The sequence below is a fragment of the Sphaerotilus microaerophilus genome (assembly GCF_023734135.1).
Lineage (GTDB): Bacteria > Pseudomonadota > Gammaproteobacteria > Burkholderiales > Burkholderiaceae_C > Sphaerotilus > Sphaerotilus microaerophilus.
Window position 1 is genome coordinate 4,156,781 of record NZ_AP025730.1, and the last position, 17,500, is coordinate 4,174,280.

Consider the following 17,500-nt stretch of genomic DNA (forward strand, 5'->3'; position numbering starts at 1 on the left):
GCGCAGTCATCCCGCCGCTCACAGGCTGCTCACCAGGTGGCCGCCGTCCACCGCCAGCACGCCGCCGGTGATGAAGGCGCCCGCCTCACTGGCCAGCAGCAGCAGCGGGCCGTCCAGGTCCTCGGCGCGGCCGAAGCTCCGCTGCGGGATGCGCGCGCGCAGCTTCTCCCCGGCGCTGGACGCCAGGAAGTCCCGGTTCAGCTCGGTCGCGATGTAGCCCGGCGCCAGTGCGTTGACCCGGATGTGGTGGCGCGCCAGCTCCAGCGCCAGCGCCTTGGTCAGGTGGATCAGCCCGGCCTTGGAGGCGCAATAAGGCGCCACGCCGCCGGCCACCCGCTCGCCGGTGATCGAGGCGATCTGCACGATGCTGCCGGACAGGCCGGCGGCCACCAGCCGGCGCGCCCCCTCCTGCGCGACCAGCCAGGCGCCCTTGAGGTTGGTGTCGAGCACGCCGTCCCAGTCCGCCTCGGTCTGGTCCAGCAGCGGGCGGGACACGGCCACACCGGCGCTGTGCACGATCACGTCCGCCGTCAGCCCCTTGGCGGCCAGCGCGTCGAAGCCGGCCTTCACGCTCGCGGCATCGCTCACGTCCATCGCCAGTGCGATGGCCTCGCGCCCCTGGCTGCGCAGCTGCGCAACCAGCTCGTCGAGCCGGTCGACGCGGCGTGCAGCGACCACCACGGTGGCGCCGGCCTCGGCCAGCGTCTGCGCGAAGTGCCGGCCCAGCCCGCTGGAGGCGCCGGTGATCAGCGCGACGTGGCCGGCAAGCTTGAAGCGGTCCACGATGGAATCGACGGCCGCCGTCATGCGTGGCCCCCGGCCGCGGCGTGCGGCTTCACGCCACGCAGGATGTGCTTGGCCAGGCTCCAGCGGTGCACCTCGCTCGGGCCGTCATAGATGCGGAAGGCGCGCATGTCGGCAAAGATGCGCGCCACCGCGGTCTCGGAGGTGGTGCCCTGGCCGCCGAGGATCTGCACGCAGCGGTCCGCCACACGCCAGACCGCCTCGGAGACGATCACCTTGGCGCGGCTGGATTCGTGCAGCGCCAGGTGGCCGGCATCCAGCACGCTGGCGCAGTGCAGGATGGTCAGGCGCGAGACGTGCAGGTCCATCTCGTTGTCGGCCAGCATGAAGCCCACACCCTCGTGCCGGCCGATGGCCTGGCCGAAGGCCTGGCGCTGGCGGGCGTAGTCGGTGGCGATGTCGTGCGCGCGCCGCGCCGCGCCCAGCCAGCGCATGCAGTGCGTCAGCCGCGCGGGCGACAGGCGCACCTGCGCATAACGGAAGCCCTGGCCCAGCTCGCCCAGGATGGCCGAGGCCGGCACCCGCAGGCCGTCGAAGCGCACGACGCCGTGGCCGCCCGGGAAGCAGCGGTCCAGCGTGTCCATGTTGCGCTCCAGCACGATGCCGGGCGCCGCCATGTCGGACAGGAACATCGTCGCGCCCACGCCCGGCACCATCGCCATGATGATGGCCAGCCGCGCGCCGTCCGCGCCAGTGATGAACCACTTGCGCCCGGAGATGACGTAGTCGTCGCCGTCAGGCGTGGCCGTGGTCTGCAGCATCGACGGGTCCGAGCCCGCGCCGGGCGCCGGCTCGGTCATGCAGAAGCAGGAGCGGATCTCGCCGGCGGCCAGCGGGCGCAGCCACTGCTCCTTCTGGGCCGGGGTGGCGACCTCCTCCAGCAGGTGCATGTTGCCCTCGTCGGGCGCGAAGACGTTCAGCGCCACCGGGCCGAGCAGCGAATAGCCGGCCTCCTCGAAGGCGATGGAACGGCCAAAGTGGCTCAGGCCCAGGCCGCCATAGGCGGGCGCGACGTGCGGCGACAGCAGCCCGGCGCGGCGCGCGCGGCCGATCAGCTCCTCGCGCAGCGCCTCGTCGGGGCCGTGGGCGCCACAGCGCGGGTCGCGCTCCAGCGGGATCACCTCGTCGGCAACAAAGCGGCGGATGCGCGCCTGCAGCTCGGTCAGTTCGGGAGACAGGTTGAAGTCCATGCGGAAGTCTTTCAGTGCATCAGTTCGTTCGGGAGGCAGCGCGCCAGTTCTTCTCGGCGTCGTCCCAGGCGCCGAGGGCCTGCAGGTCCGGCACCCAGGCCAGGCCCGATTTGGCATCCGAGGAGGCCGCTTCGGGTGTCACCAACACATCAAGCAGCGCAGGTCGGCCCTCGCGCAGCGCGCCCAGCGCCCGGCGGATGGCGCCGTCCAGGTCCTCGGCGCGCTCGACGCGCTCGCCGTGCAGCCCGAAGGCGCGTGCCATCGCCGCGTGGTCGGCGAACTGCAGCCGCGTGCCCACCACACGGCCGTGCGTCTCCTGCTGGTCGCGCACCTCGATGGCCCAGCTGCCGTTGTTGGCCACCACGATCAGCACCGGCGCGCGGTGCCGGGCAGCGGTGTCGATCTCCATCGCGTTGAAGCCGAAGGCGCCGTCGCCCGTGGCCACCACCACCGTGCGGCCCGGGCAGGCCAGCGCCGCGGCAACGCCAAAGGGCGTGCCCACGCCGATGCAGCCCAGCGAGCCGGGGTCGAGGTAGGTGGCGGCCGGCAGGCCGACGCGGGCGAAGCTGAGGAAGTCGCCGCCGTCGGCGATCACCACCGCGTCCTCGGGCAGTGCCGCGCGCAGGGCGGCGAGCAGTCGGTTGGGGTGCATCAGGCCGTCGCTGCCGGGCTCGGCCCGGGCCATCGAGGCGGCCAGCTTGGCGGCGCGGGCCTCGTGCTGGGCACGCACAGTCTGCGCCCAGGCGCGGTCGGTGGCGGATGCGCGCTTGCCCGCAGCGGCCAGGGCCAGCATGGCCTCCAGCGTGGCGGCAACGTTGGCGAAGACCTCGGCCGCGCCGCGGCGGTTGTCGCGCAGCTCGGCGGCGCAGTCGGCGATGCGCAGGAACTTCGCGTCGCCGAAGATGGCTGGCGAGCCATAGGCGAGCTGGAAGTCCAACCGGCGGCCGACGGTGACGATCAAGTCCGCCTCAGCCATCACCGAGCCACGCATCGCCGCGACCACGCCGGGGTGATCGTCGCTCACGAGGCCGCGGCTTTCGCCGGTGTCCAGGTAGAGCGCGCCGGTGGCGTCCAGCAGGCGGCGCAGCGCCGGGCCCGCCCCCTTGGCCCCGCGGCCGGAGATCACCAGCGGGCGCTTGGCCGACCAGAGCAGCTCGACGGCGGCGGCCACCTCGGCCGGGTCGGGCTGAATCTGGCGCAGCGGGCGGGGTGCAAAGAGCTCGGGCAGCTGCACTGCGGGCGTGACCTCGGCACGCTGGGTGTCCACCGGGATGTCCAGGTACACCGGGCCGGGCTCGCCGCCTTCGCCAGCGGCGCGGGCCAGCGCCTCAGCCAGCTCGCCGGGCAGCAGGTCGGGTTCGCGCACGGTGCGGGCGTAGCGGGTGATCGGGCGCACGAAGTCGGTGTGCACCATGTCTTGCAGCGCGCCGCGGTTCTCCTGGCCGCGCGGCGGCGTGCCGCTGAGTACCAGGACCTGAGCGCGCGCCACAAAGGCGTTGGCAATGCCGGTCATCGCATTCGTCACACCCGGGCCGGCGGTGACCAGCGCGACGCCCAGGCTGCCGGTGAGTTCGGCATGGGCGTGGGCCATGTAGACGGCGGCGCGCTCGTCGCGCACGTCGATGATGCGGATGCCCTCGGCGTCCAGGCGCATCCACATCGGCATGATGTGGCCGCCGCAGAGCGCGAAGACGCGGTCCACGCCGCGCGCCTTCAGGAAGCGTGCCACCAGCGCCGCGGCGCTGCGTTCAGAGATCTGGGGAGTGGTCATGGGATGGCGCTGCGGGGCGGCGGCGTGAGTGGATGGAAGGCGGTAGGAGGCGGTAGAAGGCGCCAGAAGCGGGGCAGCAGGCCATGGGCGGCCTGCGATGCAGGATTGTCGCACTCTGAATTCAGAGTTCCATATCAGGTGATTCCCCATATGAACTCTGAATTCAGAGTTCTAACATCGAGGCAACAACTTCGTGGCGCTGCTGCGCCCCGCACCGCCCGCCCTACCCTGGAGCCCTCGATGAACCACCTGCTCACCGTGGCCGACGCCGTGGCCACCCACGCCCGGCTGCACCCGCACAAGATCGGTGCCCGCGACTCGCGCCGCGCCCTGACCTTCGCGCAATGGCACGACCGCGCCACCCGCCTGGCCAACGGCCTGCGCGCGCAGGGCCTGGACAAGGGCGACCGCGTCGCCCTGCTGGCCTACAACTGCGTGGAGTGGATGGAGCTGTACACCGCGCTGGCGCGCGCCGGGCTGGTGGCCGTGCCGATCAACTTCCGCCTCACCGCGCCGGAGATCGCCTACATCGCCAGCCACAGCGAGGCGCGCGCCTTCATCGTGCAGGACGAGCTGGTCGAGCGCGTGGCGCCCATCCGCGCCGAGCTGGCGGCCATCGACGCTGGCGGCTGGATCCACTTCGGCGCGGCCGATGGCGCCCAGACGCCCGCCGGCTGGCAGTCCTATGAGGCGCTGATCGCCGCCGCCTCGGACCTGGAGCCCGCCGTGCAGGTGCTGCCCGGCGACATGAGCGCGCTGATGTACACCTCCGGCACCACCGGCAAGCCCAAGGGGGCGATGCGCAGCCACGAGGGCAGCACGCTGATCGCCCTGGCCACCGCGCTGGAGATGCGCTTCACCCGCGACGACACCGCGCTGCTGGTGATGCCGATGTGCCACGCCAACTCGCTGTACTTCAGCCACACCTTCACGCACCTGGGCGCCACCTGCGTGATCGACGACCGCCGCAGCTTCGACCCCGAGGCGCTGCTGGCCACCCTGGCGCGCGAAAAGGTCACCTTCACCTCGCTGGTGCCCACCCACTACATCATGATGCTGGCGCTGCCTCCAGCCGTGAAGGCGCAGTACGACGTCAGCGCGGTTGAGAAGCTGATGATCTCCTCGGCCCCGGCGCGCAGGGACACCAAGCTCGCCATCCTCGACTTCTTCCGCAACGGCAAGCTGCACGAGCTCTACGGCAGCACCGAGGCCGGCTGGGTGACGCTGCTGCGCCCGGAAGAGCAGCTCGAGCGCCTGGGCACGGTGGGGCGCGAATGGGCCGGCTCCGGCGCCATCCGCCTGCTCGACGCCGACGGCCAGGAGGTGCCCGACGGCGAGGTGGGCGAGCTCTTCTCGCGCACCGCCTACGTCTTCGACGGCTACTGGAAGAACCCGGAGAAGACGGCCGAAGCCTTCCGCGGCGAGTGGTGCTCGGTCGGCGACATGGCCCGGCGCGACGCCGACGGCTACATCACCCTCGTGGACCGCAAGAGCAACATGATCATCAGCGGCGGCGAGAACGTCTACCCCTCCGAGGTGGAGAGCATCCTCGGCGCCCACCCGGCGATCCAGGACGTGGCGGTGATCGGCGTGCCGCACGACAAGTGGGGCGAGGCGGTCGAGGCCGTCGCGGTGCTGCACGCCGGCCAGCCGCTCGACGAGCGCGAGCTGCTCGACTGGTGCCGCTCCCGCATGGCCGGCTTCAAGCGCCCGCAGGCGATCCGCTTCGTCGCCGACGCCGACATGCCCCGCACCGCCACCGGCAAGATCCTGCACCGCGTGCTGCGCGACCGGCTGATCAGCTTGGCAACCCAGGCGACCCAATCGACCCAAACAACCCAAACGGCCCAAACGACCGAGGTGGCCCGGGCCCCTCAGACAGCGCGGGTGGAGGCCTGAATGAAAGTCCTGGCCAGCCAGCCCAACCTGGTCGAGCAGGTCCAGCAGGCCGTGCTCGACGAGATCACCGCCGGGCGCCTGTCACCCGGTGACCGCGTCATCCAGGAGCAGGTCGCGCAGGCCCTGGGCGTCTCGCGCCAGCCGGTGCAGCAGGCCCTGATGCTGCTGCGCAACCAGGGCGTGCTGCAGGACGCCTCGGGCCGCGGCCTCATCGTCGCGCCGCTGGACGCCGAGTACATCCGCCACATGTACGCCATGCGTGCCGTACTGGAGGGCCTGGCCGCCCGCCGCGCCGCCGAATGCGGTGCCGACCGTGCGGCCAAACTCGGCCCCCCGCTCATCGACGCCGGCCGCCGCGCCGTGGCCGCCGGCTCCGTCACCAAGATGATCGCCGCCGACACGCGCTTTCACGAACTGCTCTACGCCCTCTCCGGCAACACCCTGGTGGCGCCCGCCCTGGCCACCCACCTGACCTACACCCAGCGCGTGATGGGCGGCGTGCTCGGCGGCGACGAGAAGCCGGCCGACATCTGGCGCGAACACGAGGACATCCTCGCCGCGATCTGCGCGGGCGACGGCGAGCGGGCCGAGGCGCTGGCGAGGAGGCACATCACGGAGGCGTCGGCTTTTTTGGTGGCGAGGTTGGGGGCGGGGGTGGTTCCGGCTGGCTGATCCGCTCAGATCATCCGGGGCCGCGCAGGCACGGGAGGTGCTTGCGCGGCCCTTTTCATTGCAAAGCCATTCCAGATGTCCCCCCCGATTGGGAGGGGCGCGGTTAAATAGTGCGGAAATATCACGGTTCCGACCTTCCATCGCATGCAATTACGGACGAAGATGATGCGATGGGAGAGACGGAACTCTTGAAACCCTGTTTCGTTGCATTTGACGAAGAGAAGGCTCGGACCATCGCCCTCCCAAGGTATTGGACTTTGCAAGGAACAGGAGAGTATGAATGTCTGATGATCTTAAGCCGTCAACCGTTGCCGGGACAGCCGGGGCAGTAGCTACTGTAGGAACAGCTGCGAGCACCGCATCTGCTGTAATTGGGGGATCTGCTGCAACGATCATGTCTGCCACAGCGGGGACAACTGGTGCAGCCCTTGCGTCTGCAGCTGGAGCCTCCGGACTGGCCGGCGGAGCTGCCATTTCGTCTGGAATGGCAGCGATCGGGTCTGTTGTCGGCGGAGGCATGGCCGCAGGTGCGATTATAACGGCGGCAGCCCCGGTTGCCGCAATTGCGGCGATTGGGTATGGCTTGTTCAAGCTCTTTGAGGATTAGTCTGTGAGCTTTGTCCTTGCTTCTTTCGTTCCGGGATGGAAATGTCAATGAAATACTGGGCCGCTCCTTTCTCGGTGTATCCCCTAGGATAAAAATTTAGTCTACCCGTTCGGTAGCATAAATAAATGAACCCACATCTGACAAGAGAGCAAATTACTCAAGAGATTTCCAAGAGAGTAAATAGAATTCGCTCCTACACACCAAAAGTTGGTGTGTTTGGAAATTCTGGAGTTGGGAAGTCTAGTTTGTGCAATGCACTTTTTGGGAGAGAAGTTGCGAAAATTTCTGATGTGGAGGCATGCACTCGCAAGCCTCAAGAGATTCTCGTTGGCTCCGAGGATGGTGGGATAATTCTTGTCGATGTTCCGGGCGTAGGTGAAGACCCTGATCACCAAAAAGAATATACCGCTTTGTATAAGAGTTTGGTTCCTGAGCTCGATTTGGTGCTCTGGGCAATTAAGGCGGATGATCGAAATTATGCATCGGCCTTGGATTCATATAAGGATGTGTTTTCTTCGACGGATAAGGCTCCACCTGTTCTATTCGTGATAACCCAAACCGACAAGACCAATGACACGGAAGACTGGGATCATCTAGAATACATGCCGGGTGGCACGCAATGCGGAAATATTGCAATAAAGGAAAATGACGTCTCTAGGCGTTTTGATGTTCCTGCGAATAGAGTAATTTCCATCGCAGTTTCCAAGAAAGGGCGCTTCTACAATCTAAAAGATCTTGTTGAACTGGTCGTTGCGGCACTCCCAAACGAAAAAAAATACTCATTCACACGAGAAGCAAAAAAAGAAATTGTAAGCGAAGAAGCAAGAAGAGGCGCTGAAAAGGGCATTTGGGATTCTGTAAGGGATTTTGCGGGAGAGGCTTGGGATTCGATTAAAGAAACGGCATTCAATGTGATCGTCGCTTCTGCGCCAAAAATAATTTCGTCCATTGGAAGTTGGCTTAGGGGTTGGTGGTAGGTTTTGCTTTCTGTTCGATGGGGCCGTTGGGGAAGGGAGGCTGACTGTTTGCTGTACTGGTCTGGGAAAAAGCGACATCGGCTCAACCGTTCGAGCCCCCCCGTCGGCGCTACGATCCCCGCCATGGCCATTCACATTCAGACCCCGCTCGTCGAATCCGATGCCTTCAGCACCCCTGCTTCGCGCCTGTGGCTGAAGCTGGAGGCGCTGCAGCCCAGCGGCTCGTTCAAGTTGCGCGGCGTCGGGCACGCCTGCGCGGTCCATGCGCAGCGCGGGGCGCGGCGCCTGCTGTCGTCGTCGGGCGGCAATGCGGGCCTGGCGGTCGCGCACGCTGGGCGGCGGCTCGGGCTGCCGGTGCTGGTCGTCGTACCGGAGACGACGCTGGAGTGGCCCCAGGCGCTGATGCGCCGGCAGGGGGCGCAGGTCGTGGTGCACGGCGCGAGCTGGATGGAGGCGAACGAGCACCTGATGGCGCTGCGCCAGCCCAGCGACGCCTTCATCCACCCCTTCGACGACCCGCTGCTGTGGGACGGCCATGCCTCCCTCATCACCGAGGCGGCCGCGCAGGGCCCCAAGCCGGACGCCGTAGTGCTGTCGGTCGGCGGGGGCGGGTTGATGGCCGGCGTGCTGCAGGGCATGCACGCGGTGGGCTGGGCCGATGTGCCGCTGGTGGCGGTGGAGACGGTTGGCGCCGCTTCGCTGCACGCCGCGGTGGCCGCGGGGCAGCCCGTGACGCTGGACGGAATCACCAGCGTGGCCACCTCGCTGGGTGCGCGGCGTGTGAGCGACCGGGCCTTTCAGTGGACCCGGGAGCACGAGGTGATCAGCGTCACCGTGTCGGACGCCGAGGCGGTTCAGGCCTGCCTGGATGTGGCCCGGGAGCACCGCCTCATCGTCGAGCCGGCCTGCGGCGCGGCGGTGGCCGCGGCCACGCAGCGGGCGGTGCCTCTGCTGCGGGACGCGGCGAACGTGCTGGTCGTCCTCTGCGGCGGCGCCTGCACGACCTATGAGGATTTGCAGCGACTGGCCCGCGCGGTGCCCACCGACGGCAACGTGCCTGCGGCCGACACCGCCGAGCGCCCCTAGCGGAGCACAGAACCCCGGAGGCTGCGCAAGGCGGCGACCGGGGCGCGCGGCGTCACGGGCCGGTGCCTGCAGTGGATGCGTCCGCCAGTCGGGCCACGCGCGTACGGGCCGTGTCCAGATGGGCAGTCAGGGCGTCGAGGCAGGGCGCAAAGCCGGCGCTCAAGGCAGTGCTGTGGCGCAGTCGGTCGAGCCAGTCTTCGGCCATGGGCAGGGCCCGTTGCCAGGCCGAAGCGGGAACCTCGTTGCTGAGGGTCGGATTCAGGTCCCGAGCTGGCAGATCCCCCCCGGCGGTCGGCGCAAAGGCCATGCAGGTCATGTCGTAGGCCGGCGCCAGCTGAAAGGGCTGCCCCTGTTCCGCCAGGAAGGACAGGTTCCCTCCATGCATGTCGGTGTTCGCGATCAGCGTGCCGAAGGCCCACAGCAGTTCGGCCTGCGCCACCGCTTGGCGCTCGACCACGCCTTCACGGGCCAGTGCGCGCACCACCTGGGGCCAGTTTCCCGCCAGGCCCACAAACTCGGCGGCCAGCGCCTGCACCGAATACAAGGCCCTGCGGCCGAGGGGGCCCTCGCGGTCAAAGCGGCGGACTTCCAGAAAACGCTGAGTACCCTGGTCCAGCAGGGCGGAGCGGGCCGCAGCGACGCCGTGGTGGTGCAGGACTTCCAGGGCCAGATGCTCGGCCAGCAGCAAGTCGCGCCAGCGCTCACTGACCGGCGAGTCGGTGAGGGCGGTAAATTTGACAATGACGTGCGCCGCACCTTCCTCGCGTTGCGCGTAGGCGGTGAACTTGGGTTGCTCGCCGCCCGCGGACGAACCTGGCAGTTCGCCCCGCGCCGCCGCCGCCGCCAGCTCGGCATAGGCCTGGGCCTTGCCGCTCAGGTCGATCGGCTGGGGAGTAGGTGCGTGGACAAAGCGATCGCGGGCCGCGTCACCGAGCAGGAGGTGGCCCGGCAGGTCATCGCCTTGCTGCAGCAGGGCGCACAGGACGTGGCGGTCGTTCCAGTCCGTCAGGCGGGTGGGCAGGCCCAGCCGGGCGCCGTGCTGCAGGTTGTAGGCATGGCCCAGGTAGCCCTGCGGCCGCAGGTCGAACAGCCACCAGGGCAGACCGTCACTGTGCACGCGCCGACCGTCGGCCTGCAGCAGCACGAAGCCTTCGGGGTGCACGGGCACGAGCGTGCCGAGTTCTTCCAACTGACCGGCGGCCGAGATCCGATGCACCCGCACCTGCAGGTCCTGGCGGGTCGCGTCGCGCAGGGCGTATTGAATAGATCTTGCAGCGCCGATCGGCACGAGGTCGGCTTCGAGCGTGCGAAGGGCGCGTGACAAGGTGGGTTGGCTCACACCCAGCTCTGCCATCAGCTCCCGCGCTGTGCGGACGCCCCGCCGCAGGGCGGATCGAGCGCGTTCTCCCAAGTGATCGGCGGCTGTCGGCATGAGTTTGAATCGATGATTGAATAGATAGTTGGATTCTGCCACCCCGCCCGTTGCGCCGCCCGGCTCTCACCCCTGCCGTGCCACGCCCGGTAGCTGTGGGTCGAGGGGGCGGGCGACAGCCTTCCAGGATCTTCGCCGCCCCCTGCCCCGGCAACGCCCCTGACCCACATCCAACACGTGTTGGGCGAAGTCCTCGGCAACGACGAAAAGCCGTCCGACTTCTTGGACCTGCACGAAGTGGCGTCGGTCATGTGATATTTCTCAAGAAGGTGTGGGAACAAGCCCAGACGGTCGGCCAAATTGGCACTTAATGCAACTACTATACCTGAATTCGAGCCTTATCCGGCTTAGCCTTTTATATTGCAAGAGATCCATATTCCGTTGGCGAAGATGTTGTGCTGATCCGGATAATGTTTGATGCCGGCCCCACCAACGAATCAATACAAGGAAGGATAGACATGGGAAAAATTGATCCTGCGGCAGCGATTGAGCACCTCTTGGCCGACGAAGACATGGTGACGTTATGCGAGCTTCAACGCACCGGAGACGAGGTGCTCGACGTCATCGCGCTTAGTGAAAACCAGCACTCGGACATCCTTGGATGGATGCTTGACCCTCGGGAGGGGCATGGTCAAGGCGATCAAATTCTCCGTGATCTGCTAACTGCAGCCTCGATGAAGGTGGCAAGAGGCGAGAGCGGACTAGAAAAAGGCAGTGCCACCTCGCGATTCTTCAAGGCTTGGCCACCTTCACGAATTAGAACCTCGGGATTCGGCTCCGCATTTTACGCTCGAGAGCTGGGGATGAAGGCTGCTGAGCGTGTCGATCTCTTCGTCATCGATCCTCAGAATAAGTATATTCTCTTGATTGAAAATAAGGCTGGCGCGGCGCACAGGGAAGCACAACTTAAGTTATACCGAAAATGCTTCGACGAAATGGTGGATGAAAATATTCATCTCCGCGGATACAGTCATGTTTTTATCGCCCTAGACCGTGATTTTGACGCTGAGGAATCCGCGGGACATCCCTGCTCGGAATCGTGGTTGCACATGGGCTATGAGTGGCTCAAAACCTCCGCTGGCCGGGCGCTCCTTCAGGTTGAGCGGGGCAATGCTGCGGCCAAGCTTGTGGTGGGCTACTGTAATCGCCAGAGTGACTGGGAGGCTCCCCAAGCCAAGAAATGCATCGAGCTTGCCGCAATTCTTCATCAACGGCATCCAGATGCGATCAGGGCATTGGTCGAACCATCTGCTGGGAGGATTGAAAAAGAGTGGCTCGGAGCAAAGGATCCAAATCCCTCGCTTCTCTTTACCCTCCAAAACAAGGGGGTTGTGGAGTTGCTGCGTGAGACCAAAGGTATGGCTTACGTGAAGACGGGGCTTCATAGGCTACTGCCGAAATTGCCGTTATCAAGTATTGAGCATGCCCGCGCCTGGCTTGACGTTTGTCCGACTGGATGGGAGCGGTTCAGAGGGGCATGGTGGCCATTGGTCATGAATATTAGATATTCAGATCAGACCAAGACGAAGTTCAATCTTCGGTTAATATGGAATGCAGGGTGGGTAGACGATGACTATGACGCGCAGGCGCTTCGAAGTCGGCTCAAAGAAGCTGAACCCCGATTCGGCGCATTTGAGGATAGTCAGTTCCGGCGTGTTCCCATCGACAAAGGCCTGTCTCTGGCTGAACTTGCAAAGGAAATCGAGCAACTGAACGTCAAACTGGAAGCCGCAGCGCCGTCTTGTTAGTCAAGTTTCTGGGTTATTGTTGAGCTAGACTAATTCTAACGGTATTGCAGTAAATTATTTTTCGGTCGAATTTGAACTTACCCCCCAAGATCCCGTCGCGCAGAGATAACCCCGCATCGCCCCGGCGATCAGCGCCATGTCGTCGGCCGTCACCTCGAGCAGCCCGAAACGGAAGGCGTAGCCCCAGCTGCGGCGCCCGGCGGTGAAGGACAGGCGCTGCAGCAGCGGGGCGATGGGGGCCTCGGTAGCGTCGGCGTCCCAGGCGACGTCGCGGCGGTAGGGGATGAAGGCGCCGCCCATGTCGAAGGTGTAGGGCTCGCCGGGCTGGATCTGGCCCAGCGCGGTGAAGGCCTGCAGCCGGTCCGCGGCGCCGAAGTGCACCGTGGGCGAGTAGTAGGCCACCCGGTCCCCCGGCCGCAGGCGGCGCAGCGGGCCGCCCTTGCCGTGGCAGACCTGCATGAAGCCGCCGCGCCGGCCGAGGCGCACGTGCTCGGCCGAGGCCACGGCCACCCAGCAGCGCGGGTCTTCCATGTCAGTTGCTCCACCGCGCTTCGCGCGACCCGCGACGCATGAAACGGGCGTGTAATGCGGTGGCGGCGTCCGGCGCAGAGGTCGGTTCGTACTTGGTGTCTCGAACCCGTATGTCAGTTGGACCCGCGGCTCCACGAGCACCCCGCACTGTCGCCTTGGGCTTCGCGCCCCTGAGCACGCATCCTAGAGTTCGATGACGTGGGCCGCATGCCGATGTCGCCGCGGACTGGAGGCGATCATGGAAGTGATCTACCCGCGCTGCGCCGGACTGGACGTGCACAAGGAGACGGTGGTGGCGTGCGTGCGCATCGCCCGCGACGGCCCACCCTTGCAGGAGGTGCGCACCTTCCAGACGACTACCTCGGGCCTGCTGGCCCTTGGCGACTGGCTCGACTCCTTCGGCGTCGAGCCAGTCGCCATGGAGGCCACCGGCGTGTACTGGAAGCCAGTGTGGCACGTGCTCGAAGGCCACTTCGAGCTCGTGCTGGCCAACGCCGCGCACGTGAAGAACGTTCCTGGCCGCAAGACCGACGTCAACGACGCGATGTGGCTGGCGGACTTGCTGGCCCACGGCCTGATCCGCGCCAGCTTCGTGCCGCCGGTGGCGGTACAGGAACTGCGCTCGCTCACGCGCACCCGCAAGCAGTTCGTGCGCGAGCGCAGCGCGCACGTCCAACGCATCGAGAAGGTGCTCGAAGACGCCAACTTGAAGCTTGGCGTCGTGCTGGCCGATATCGTGGGCAAGAGCGGCCGGGCCGTGTTGCAGGCCCTCATCGGCGGCGAGCGCGATCCCGAGCGCCTGGTCTCGCTGGTCAGCGTGCGCGTCAAGGCCAGCCGTGCCGAGTTGCTCGAAGCGCTGCGCGGCCGCGTCAGCGCTCACCACCGCTTCATGCTCATGCTGCACCTGGGGCACATCGATGCGCTGGATCAGGCCATCGCCGCCATCGAGAAGGAGGTGGGTCAAGGGCTGGCGCCCTTTCGGCACGCCGCCAAGCTGCTGAGCACCATGCCGGGCCTCAGCGAGGTCAGCGCCCATGTGGTCGTGGCCGAGATCGGTATCGACATGTCGCGCTTCGCCACCCCGGCTCATCTGCTGTCCTGGGCCTGCATGTGCCCGCGCAACGACGAGAGCGCCGGCAAGCGTCGCAGCGTTCGCTTGCGCCGTGGCGGCAGGTGGCTCAAGACCACCCTCGTGCAAGCCGCCTGGGCAGCCATCAAAGTCAAGGGCAGCTACCTGCAGGCGCAGTTCCACCGCCTGCGCGCTCGTCGCGGCGCCAAGAAGGCGATCATCGGCGTGGCCGCCTCGATGCTCACCGCGGCTTGGCACATGCTGCGCGACGGCACCGAGTGGCATGACCTCGGCGCCGCCCACTTCGATCGCGCCGACGCCCACAAGACCGCCACCCGACTGGTGCGCAGGCTTCAGCAGATCGGTTACGCCGTACAACTCACGCCGGCTGCATGAAGATAGTTTCATCCTAGGTCCCCTCCGGCGTGAAGACGCGGATGCGGTGGCCGTCGGGGTCCTGCACGACGCAGGTGTAGCCGAAGTCCATCGCCGTCGGCGCCTGCAGCAGGGTGCAGCCCAGCGCCACCCAGCGGCCGTAGTGGGCGTAGTGGGCGTCGACCGTGGCGCGGTCGGCCACGGCCAGCGCCAGCTCGCTGCAGCCGGGCGAGCCGGCGGAGGCGGGCGCGACGCCCTCGCGCTGCCACAGGCCCAGCATCGCGCCGGGGCCGAGGGCGAACATCGCGAAGCTGGGCGAGGCCTCGATGGGCGCTCGCTCCAGCAGCGCCTCGTAGAAGCGGGCGCTGGCGGCGGGGTCGCTGACGTGCAGCAGGGTGAAGACGGCGTCGGCCATGTCGGGCTCCAGAACAAGTCGGGGTTGGAAGAGCCTTCATGGTCCGCGCAACCCCTGTCAGTTTCTGGCAGCAGGCGACATCGGTTGGGAATCGTTCAGAGCCGACTCACGGCGCCGCGATGCCCTCGGCCTCGCGCCACTCGCGCAGCAGCAGCTGGCGGCGGCGCGGGTAGCGCTGCTCGGTGAGCGTCAGCGCGGTGATGCGGTCGGTGCGGAAGTGGCGCAGCGCCTGGCGCAGCTCGCACCAGGCCACCAGCACGCGCGTGCGGTCGAAAAAACCCAGCGCGATGGGCCAAACGGTGCGCGCCGTCTCGCGGCCCTGGGCATCGCGGTAGCGCAGCGCCAGCTTGTGCTCGGCGCGGATCGCCCCACGCAGGCCAGCCAGGTCGGCGTCGCCCGCGGAGAGCTCGCAGGCGGGCGCGGCGTCCACCGCCGGGCCGACCAGCAGCGAGGCGCCGTCCAGCAGCTGGCGCGCCTCGGCAGGCAGCACTGCGGCGATCTTGGCCAGCGCCTGCCGCGCGGCGCCGCCCAGGCGGGGGTCGGCGCGCTCGGCCACCCAGCGCGAGCCCAGCACCAGCGCCTCGATCTCGTCGGGCGTGAACATCAGCGGCGGCAGCACGAAGCCCGGCTGCAGCACGTAGCCGAAGCCGGGCGCCCCGTCGATGGCCGCGCCCTGGGCCTGCAGGCTGGCGATGTCGCGGTACAGCGTGCGCAGGCTGATGCCCAGCGACTCGGCCAGCGCCGCGCCGCTGACCGGGCGGCGGTGGCGGCGCAGCAGTTCGAGCAGGGCCAGCAGGCGTTCGGCGCGGGACATCGGGCGATTGTCGCGGGACCGCGGGCGGCGGCCCGGGTTGCAGGCGGCGATCAATCGGTGGCCACGCCTGCGCCGTGGCCGCCCCCGCGTGGGACACTGGATTCACACCGATCAGCGCCCGCAGAGGCGCCGCCCCCATCGCCCGGAGACATCGCCATGGCGCACGACTTCCTGCAGCCGCTCACCGGCTCCTTCGCCCAGCCCGCCGCCGAGAACCCGACGGTGGTGATGATCGAGGCGGCCTACCGCCAGCTCGGCCTGAACTGGCGCTACCTGAACTGCGAGGTGGCGCCCGAGGCGCTGGGCAATGCGGTGCGCGGCGCACGGGCGATGGGCTGGCGCGGCTTCAACTGCTCGATTCCGCACAAGGTCGCGGTGATTGCCCACCTGGACGGGCTGGGCGCGTCGGCCGAGATCATCGGCGCGGTCAACACCGTGGTGCGCCGCGGCGACACGCTGATCGGCGAGAACACCGACGGCCAGGGCTTCGTCCAGGCGCTGCGCGAGCAGGTCGACCCCGCCGGCCGCTCGGTGCTGGTGTTCGGCGCGGGGGGTGCCGCGCGCGCCGTCTGCGTGGAGCTGGCGCTGGCCGGTGCGCGCCGCATCGAGGTGGTCAACCGGGGCGAGGCCCGTGGGCGCGAGCTGGCCGAGCTGCTCAACCAGCGCACGGCGGCGACGGCGCTCTACAGCCCCTGGCGGCCGCAGCACGCCATTCCGGCCGGCACCGACATCGTCGTCAACGCCACCTCGATCGGCCTGTACCCGGACGTCGACGCCACGCTCGACCTGGACCTCGACAGCCTGGACGCGTCGATGATCGTGGCCGACGGCATCCACAACCCGCCGCTCACCCACCTGCTGCGCGCCGCCCGCCAGCGCGGCTGCCGCACCGCCGACGGCCTGGGCATGCTGGTCAACCAGGGCGTGATCGGCGTGCGGCATTGGACCGGGTTGACCCCTGACGCCGCAGTGATGCGCCAGGCGCTGCTGGACCTGGGGCTCTGATCCTGCAGTTGGGGTCGGCAGGGGCTGGCGGCGGCTCAGCGCTGCGGCGAGCGATCGCCACGCGCCGAGCGCTGCTGCTCCCGCAGCATGAACAGGTACAGCCCCTCGACCTTCTCACGCGCCCAGGGCGTCTTGCGCAGGAAGGTCAGGCTCGACTTGACGCTGGGATCCGAGGCGAAACAGCGCAACGGGATCCGCGCACTCAGCCCGTCCCACCCGTACTCGCCTTGCAGGGCCGTGACGATGGCCTCCAGCGTCAGGCCATGCAGAGGGTTGCGGGGCTGAGCGGCGGCGGGCGAGGCAGGTTCGGTCATGGCTCAAATTGTCGCTGCCGGGCCGCCACGCCCGCGACAAACTCGCCGAAGCGCTCCAGCAGCCGCTCGGCGTCGAAGCCCGGCCCCTCCAGCAGCGCCAGCGCCTGCACCGTGGCCTCCAGCGTCGAGACCTGGTCGGCCCGCCGCGCCGCGCGGATCGCGCGGTAGCGGGTGGGCGCAGGCGCGTCCAGCGACAGGCGCGGCAGCGCCGCCAGCAGCGGGTGCTCCAGCAGCATGCGCAGGCTCTTGCGCCAGGTCGCGTCGATCACCACCAGCCGCAGCGGCTCCCCGGCGCCCATCGCCCCCACTGCCGGGGCGGCGGGCGCTGGCGCCGCCGGCACGTCCGGATAGAGCAGCCGCGTCTGCCGCCCGGGGCGGACCAGCAGGGCCTGTAGCGCCTCGGGGGCAAAGCGCTCGCCCACAACCACCTCGCAGTTCGACAGCGATAGCCGCAGCAGCGCCACACTGTTCTTCGCCTGGCGCTGCTCCTGCGGGTGCTGCAGCACCAGCACCTCGGTGCGGTGCGCCGTGGGCATGGCAAGCGCGCACAGGCAGGTCGCCTGCGGGCGCAGGCAGCGCGGGCAGATCGAGCGACGAGGGAGCGGGAGCGAGTGCGAGGGCGTATTCACGTGGGCGATGGTCGCACGGCCGTGGCCACTCACTTGCCCGACCCAGCGACCAAACAGGGAGTTCGTCGCCCCGCCCAACCCGCCCAGTTGGATGCCTGAACCTGCTGCCGCCACGCCCCCCTTGCCGCGGCGACTTGCGGTGCTCAGAATTCACTCCACACC

The 17,500-nt window shown here is 67.8% G+C and carries 16 protein-coding genes; 7 read left to right on the top strand and 9 right to left on the bottom strand.

Features of this window, described 5'->3' with window-relative positions; translation table 11 throughout:
- Positions 1-18 precede the first annotated feature (18 nt).
- The 3 genes from NGK70_RS17725 to NGK70_RS17735 are packed head-to-tail and all read right to left on the bottom strand — an operon-like array spanning position 19 to position 3,765.
- Positions 19-807 (bottom strand): SDR family NAD(P)-dependent oxidoreductase, encoded by a 789-nt coding sequence (locus NGK70_RS17725; RefSeq protein ID WP_251969815.1) that lies wholly within the window; start codon positions 805-807, stop codon positions 19-21.
- A complete protein-coding gene (locus NGK70_RS17730; RefSeq protein ID WP_251969816.1) occupies positions 804-1,994 on the bottom strand; it encodes an acyl-CoA dehydrogenase family protein in 1,191 nt (396 codons plus the stop codon). Before NGK70_RS17730 ends, NGK70_RS17725 begins: the two co-directional genes overlap by 4 nt.
- Positions 1,995-2,013: 19 nt before the next feature.
- The gene (locus NGK70_RS17735; protein ID WP_251969817.1) at positions 2,014-3,765 is read right to left on the bottom strand and encodes a thiamine pyrophosphate-binding protein; all 1,752 of its coding nucleotides are present in this window, start codon (positions 3,763-3,765) and stop codon (positions 2,014-2,016) included.
- Positions 3,766-4,005: 240 nt separating this feature from the next.
- Here NGK70_RS17735 and NGK70_RS17740 point away from each other — a divergent pair, with 240 nt between their 5' ends.
- The 4 genes from NGK70_RS17740 (at position 4,006) to NGK70_RS17755 (ending at position 9,006) form a co-directional block, all read left to right on the top strand.
- Positions 4,006-5,664, top strand: coding sequence for an AMP-binding protein (locus NGK70_RS17740; protein ID WP_251969818.1), 1,659 nt, complete (start codon positions 4,006-4,008; stop codon positions 5,662-5,664).
- Positions 5,665-6,336 (top strand): GntR family transcriptional regulator, encoded by a 672-nt coding sequence (locus NGK70_RS17745; RefSeq protein WP_251969819.1) that lies wholly within the window; start codon positions 5,665-5,667, stop codon positions 6,334-6,336.
- Positions 6,337-7,068: 732 nt separating this feature from the next.
- The gene (locus NGK70_RS17750) at positions 7,069-7,920 is read left to right on the top strand and encodes a GTPase family protein (protein ID WP_251969820.1); all 852 of its coding nucleotides are present in this window, start codon (positions 7,069-7,071) and stop codon (positions 7,918-7,920) included.
- Between the two features lie 123 nt (positions 7,921-8,043).
- Positions 8,044-9,006 carry a pyridoxal-phosphate dependent enzyme gene (locus NGK70_RS17755; protein ID WP_251969821.1) on the top strand — a complete coding sequence of 321 codons (963 nt, stop codon included), beginning with the start codon at positions 8,044-8,046 and terminating at the stop codon, positions 9,004-9,006.
- A 52-nt stretch (positions 9,007-9,058) separates the two neighbouring features.
- Here the strand turns inward: NGK70_RS17755 and yjjJ are convergent, their stop codons facing one another.
- Positions 9,059-10,438 (bottom strand): type II toxin-antitoxin system HipA family toxin YjjJ, encoded by a 1,380-nt coding sequence (gene yjjJ / locus NGK70_RS17760; RefSeq protein WP_251969822.1) that lies wholly within the window; start codon positions 10,436-10,438, stop codon positions 9,059-9,061.
- 410 nt (positions 10,439-10,848) lie between these two features.
- Between yjjJ and NGK70_RS17765 the strand changes: the two genes are divergently transcribed.
- Positions 10,849-12,186, top strand: a complete 1,338-nt coding sequence (locus NGK70_RS17765) for a PDDEXK-like family protein (RefSeq protein ID WP_251969823.1) — start codon at positions 10,849-10,851, stop codon at positions 12,184-12,186.
- A gap of 54 nt (positions 12,187-12,240) precedes the next feature.
- Here the strand turns inward: NGK70_RS17765 and NGK70_RS17770 are convergent, their stop codons facing one another.
- Positions 12,241-12,717, bottom strand: a complete 477-nt coding sequence (locus NGK70_RS17770) for an EVE domain-containing protein (RefSeq protein WP_251969824.1) — start codon at positions 12,715-12,717, stop codon at positions 12,241-12,243.
- A gap of 238 nt (positions 12,718-12,955) precedes the next feature.
- On the opposite strand from NGK70_RS17770, the gene NGK70_RS17775 reads away from it, so the two are divergent.
- Complete coding sequence (locus NGK70_RS17775; protein WP_251969825.1) at positions 12,956-14,182, top strand: IS110 family RNA-guided transposase; 1,227 nt, start codon at positions 12,956-12,958, stop codon at positions 14,180-14,182.
- 13 nt (positions 14,183-14,195) lie between these two features.
- Here the strand turns inward: NGK70_RS17775 and NGK70_RS17780 are convergent, their stop codons facing one another.
- The gene (locus NGK70_RS17780; RefSeq protein WP_251969826.1) at positions 14,196-14,576 is read right to left on the bottom strand and encodes a VOC family protein; all 381 of its coding nucleotides are present in this window, start codon (positions 14,574-14,576) and stop codon (positions 14,196-14,198) included.
- 106 nt (positions 14,577-14,682) lie between these two features.
- Positions 14,683-15,390, bottom strand: coding sequence for a helix-turn-helix transcriptional regulator (locus NGK70_RS17785; RefSeq protein ID WP_251969827.1), 708 nt, complete (start codon positions 15,388-15,390; stop codon positions 14,683-14,685).
- Positions 15,391-15,546: 156 nt separating this feature from the next.
- Here NGK70_RS17785 and aroE point away from each other — a divergent pair, with 156 nt between their 5' ends.
- Positions 15,547-16,395, top strand: coding sequence for a shikimate dehydrogenase (gene aroE, locus NGK70_RS17790; RefSeq protein ID WP_251969828.1), 849 nt, complete (start codon positions 15,547-15,549; stop codon positions 16,393-16,395).
- 35 nt (positions 16,396-16,430) lie between these two features.
- Here the strand turns inward: aroE and NGK70_RS17795 are convergent, their stop codons facing one another.
- Positions 16,431-16,709 carry a VF530 family protein gene (locus NGK70_RS17795; RefSeq protein WP_251969829.1) on the bottom strand — a complete coding sequence of 93 codons (279 nt, stop codon included), beginning with the start codon at positions 16,707-16,709 and terminating at the stop codon, positions 16,431-16,433.
- Positions 16,706-17,371: a tRNA-uridine aminocarboxypropyltransferase gene (locus NGK70_RS17800; RefSeq protein ID WP_310742543.1), complete on the bottom strand. Its 666-nt coding sequence runs from the start codon at positions 17,369-17,371 to the stop codon at positions 16,706-16,708. Before NGK70_RS17800 ends, NGK70_RS17795 begins: the two co-directional genes overlap by 4 nt.
- Between the last annotated feature and the right edge of the window lie 129 nt (positions 17,372-17,500).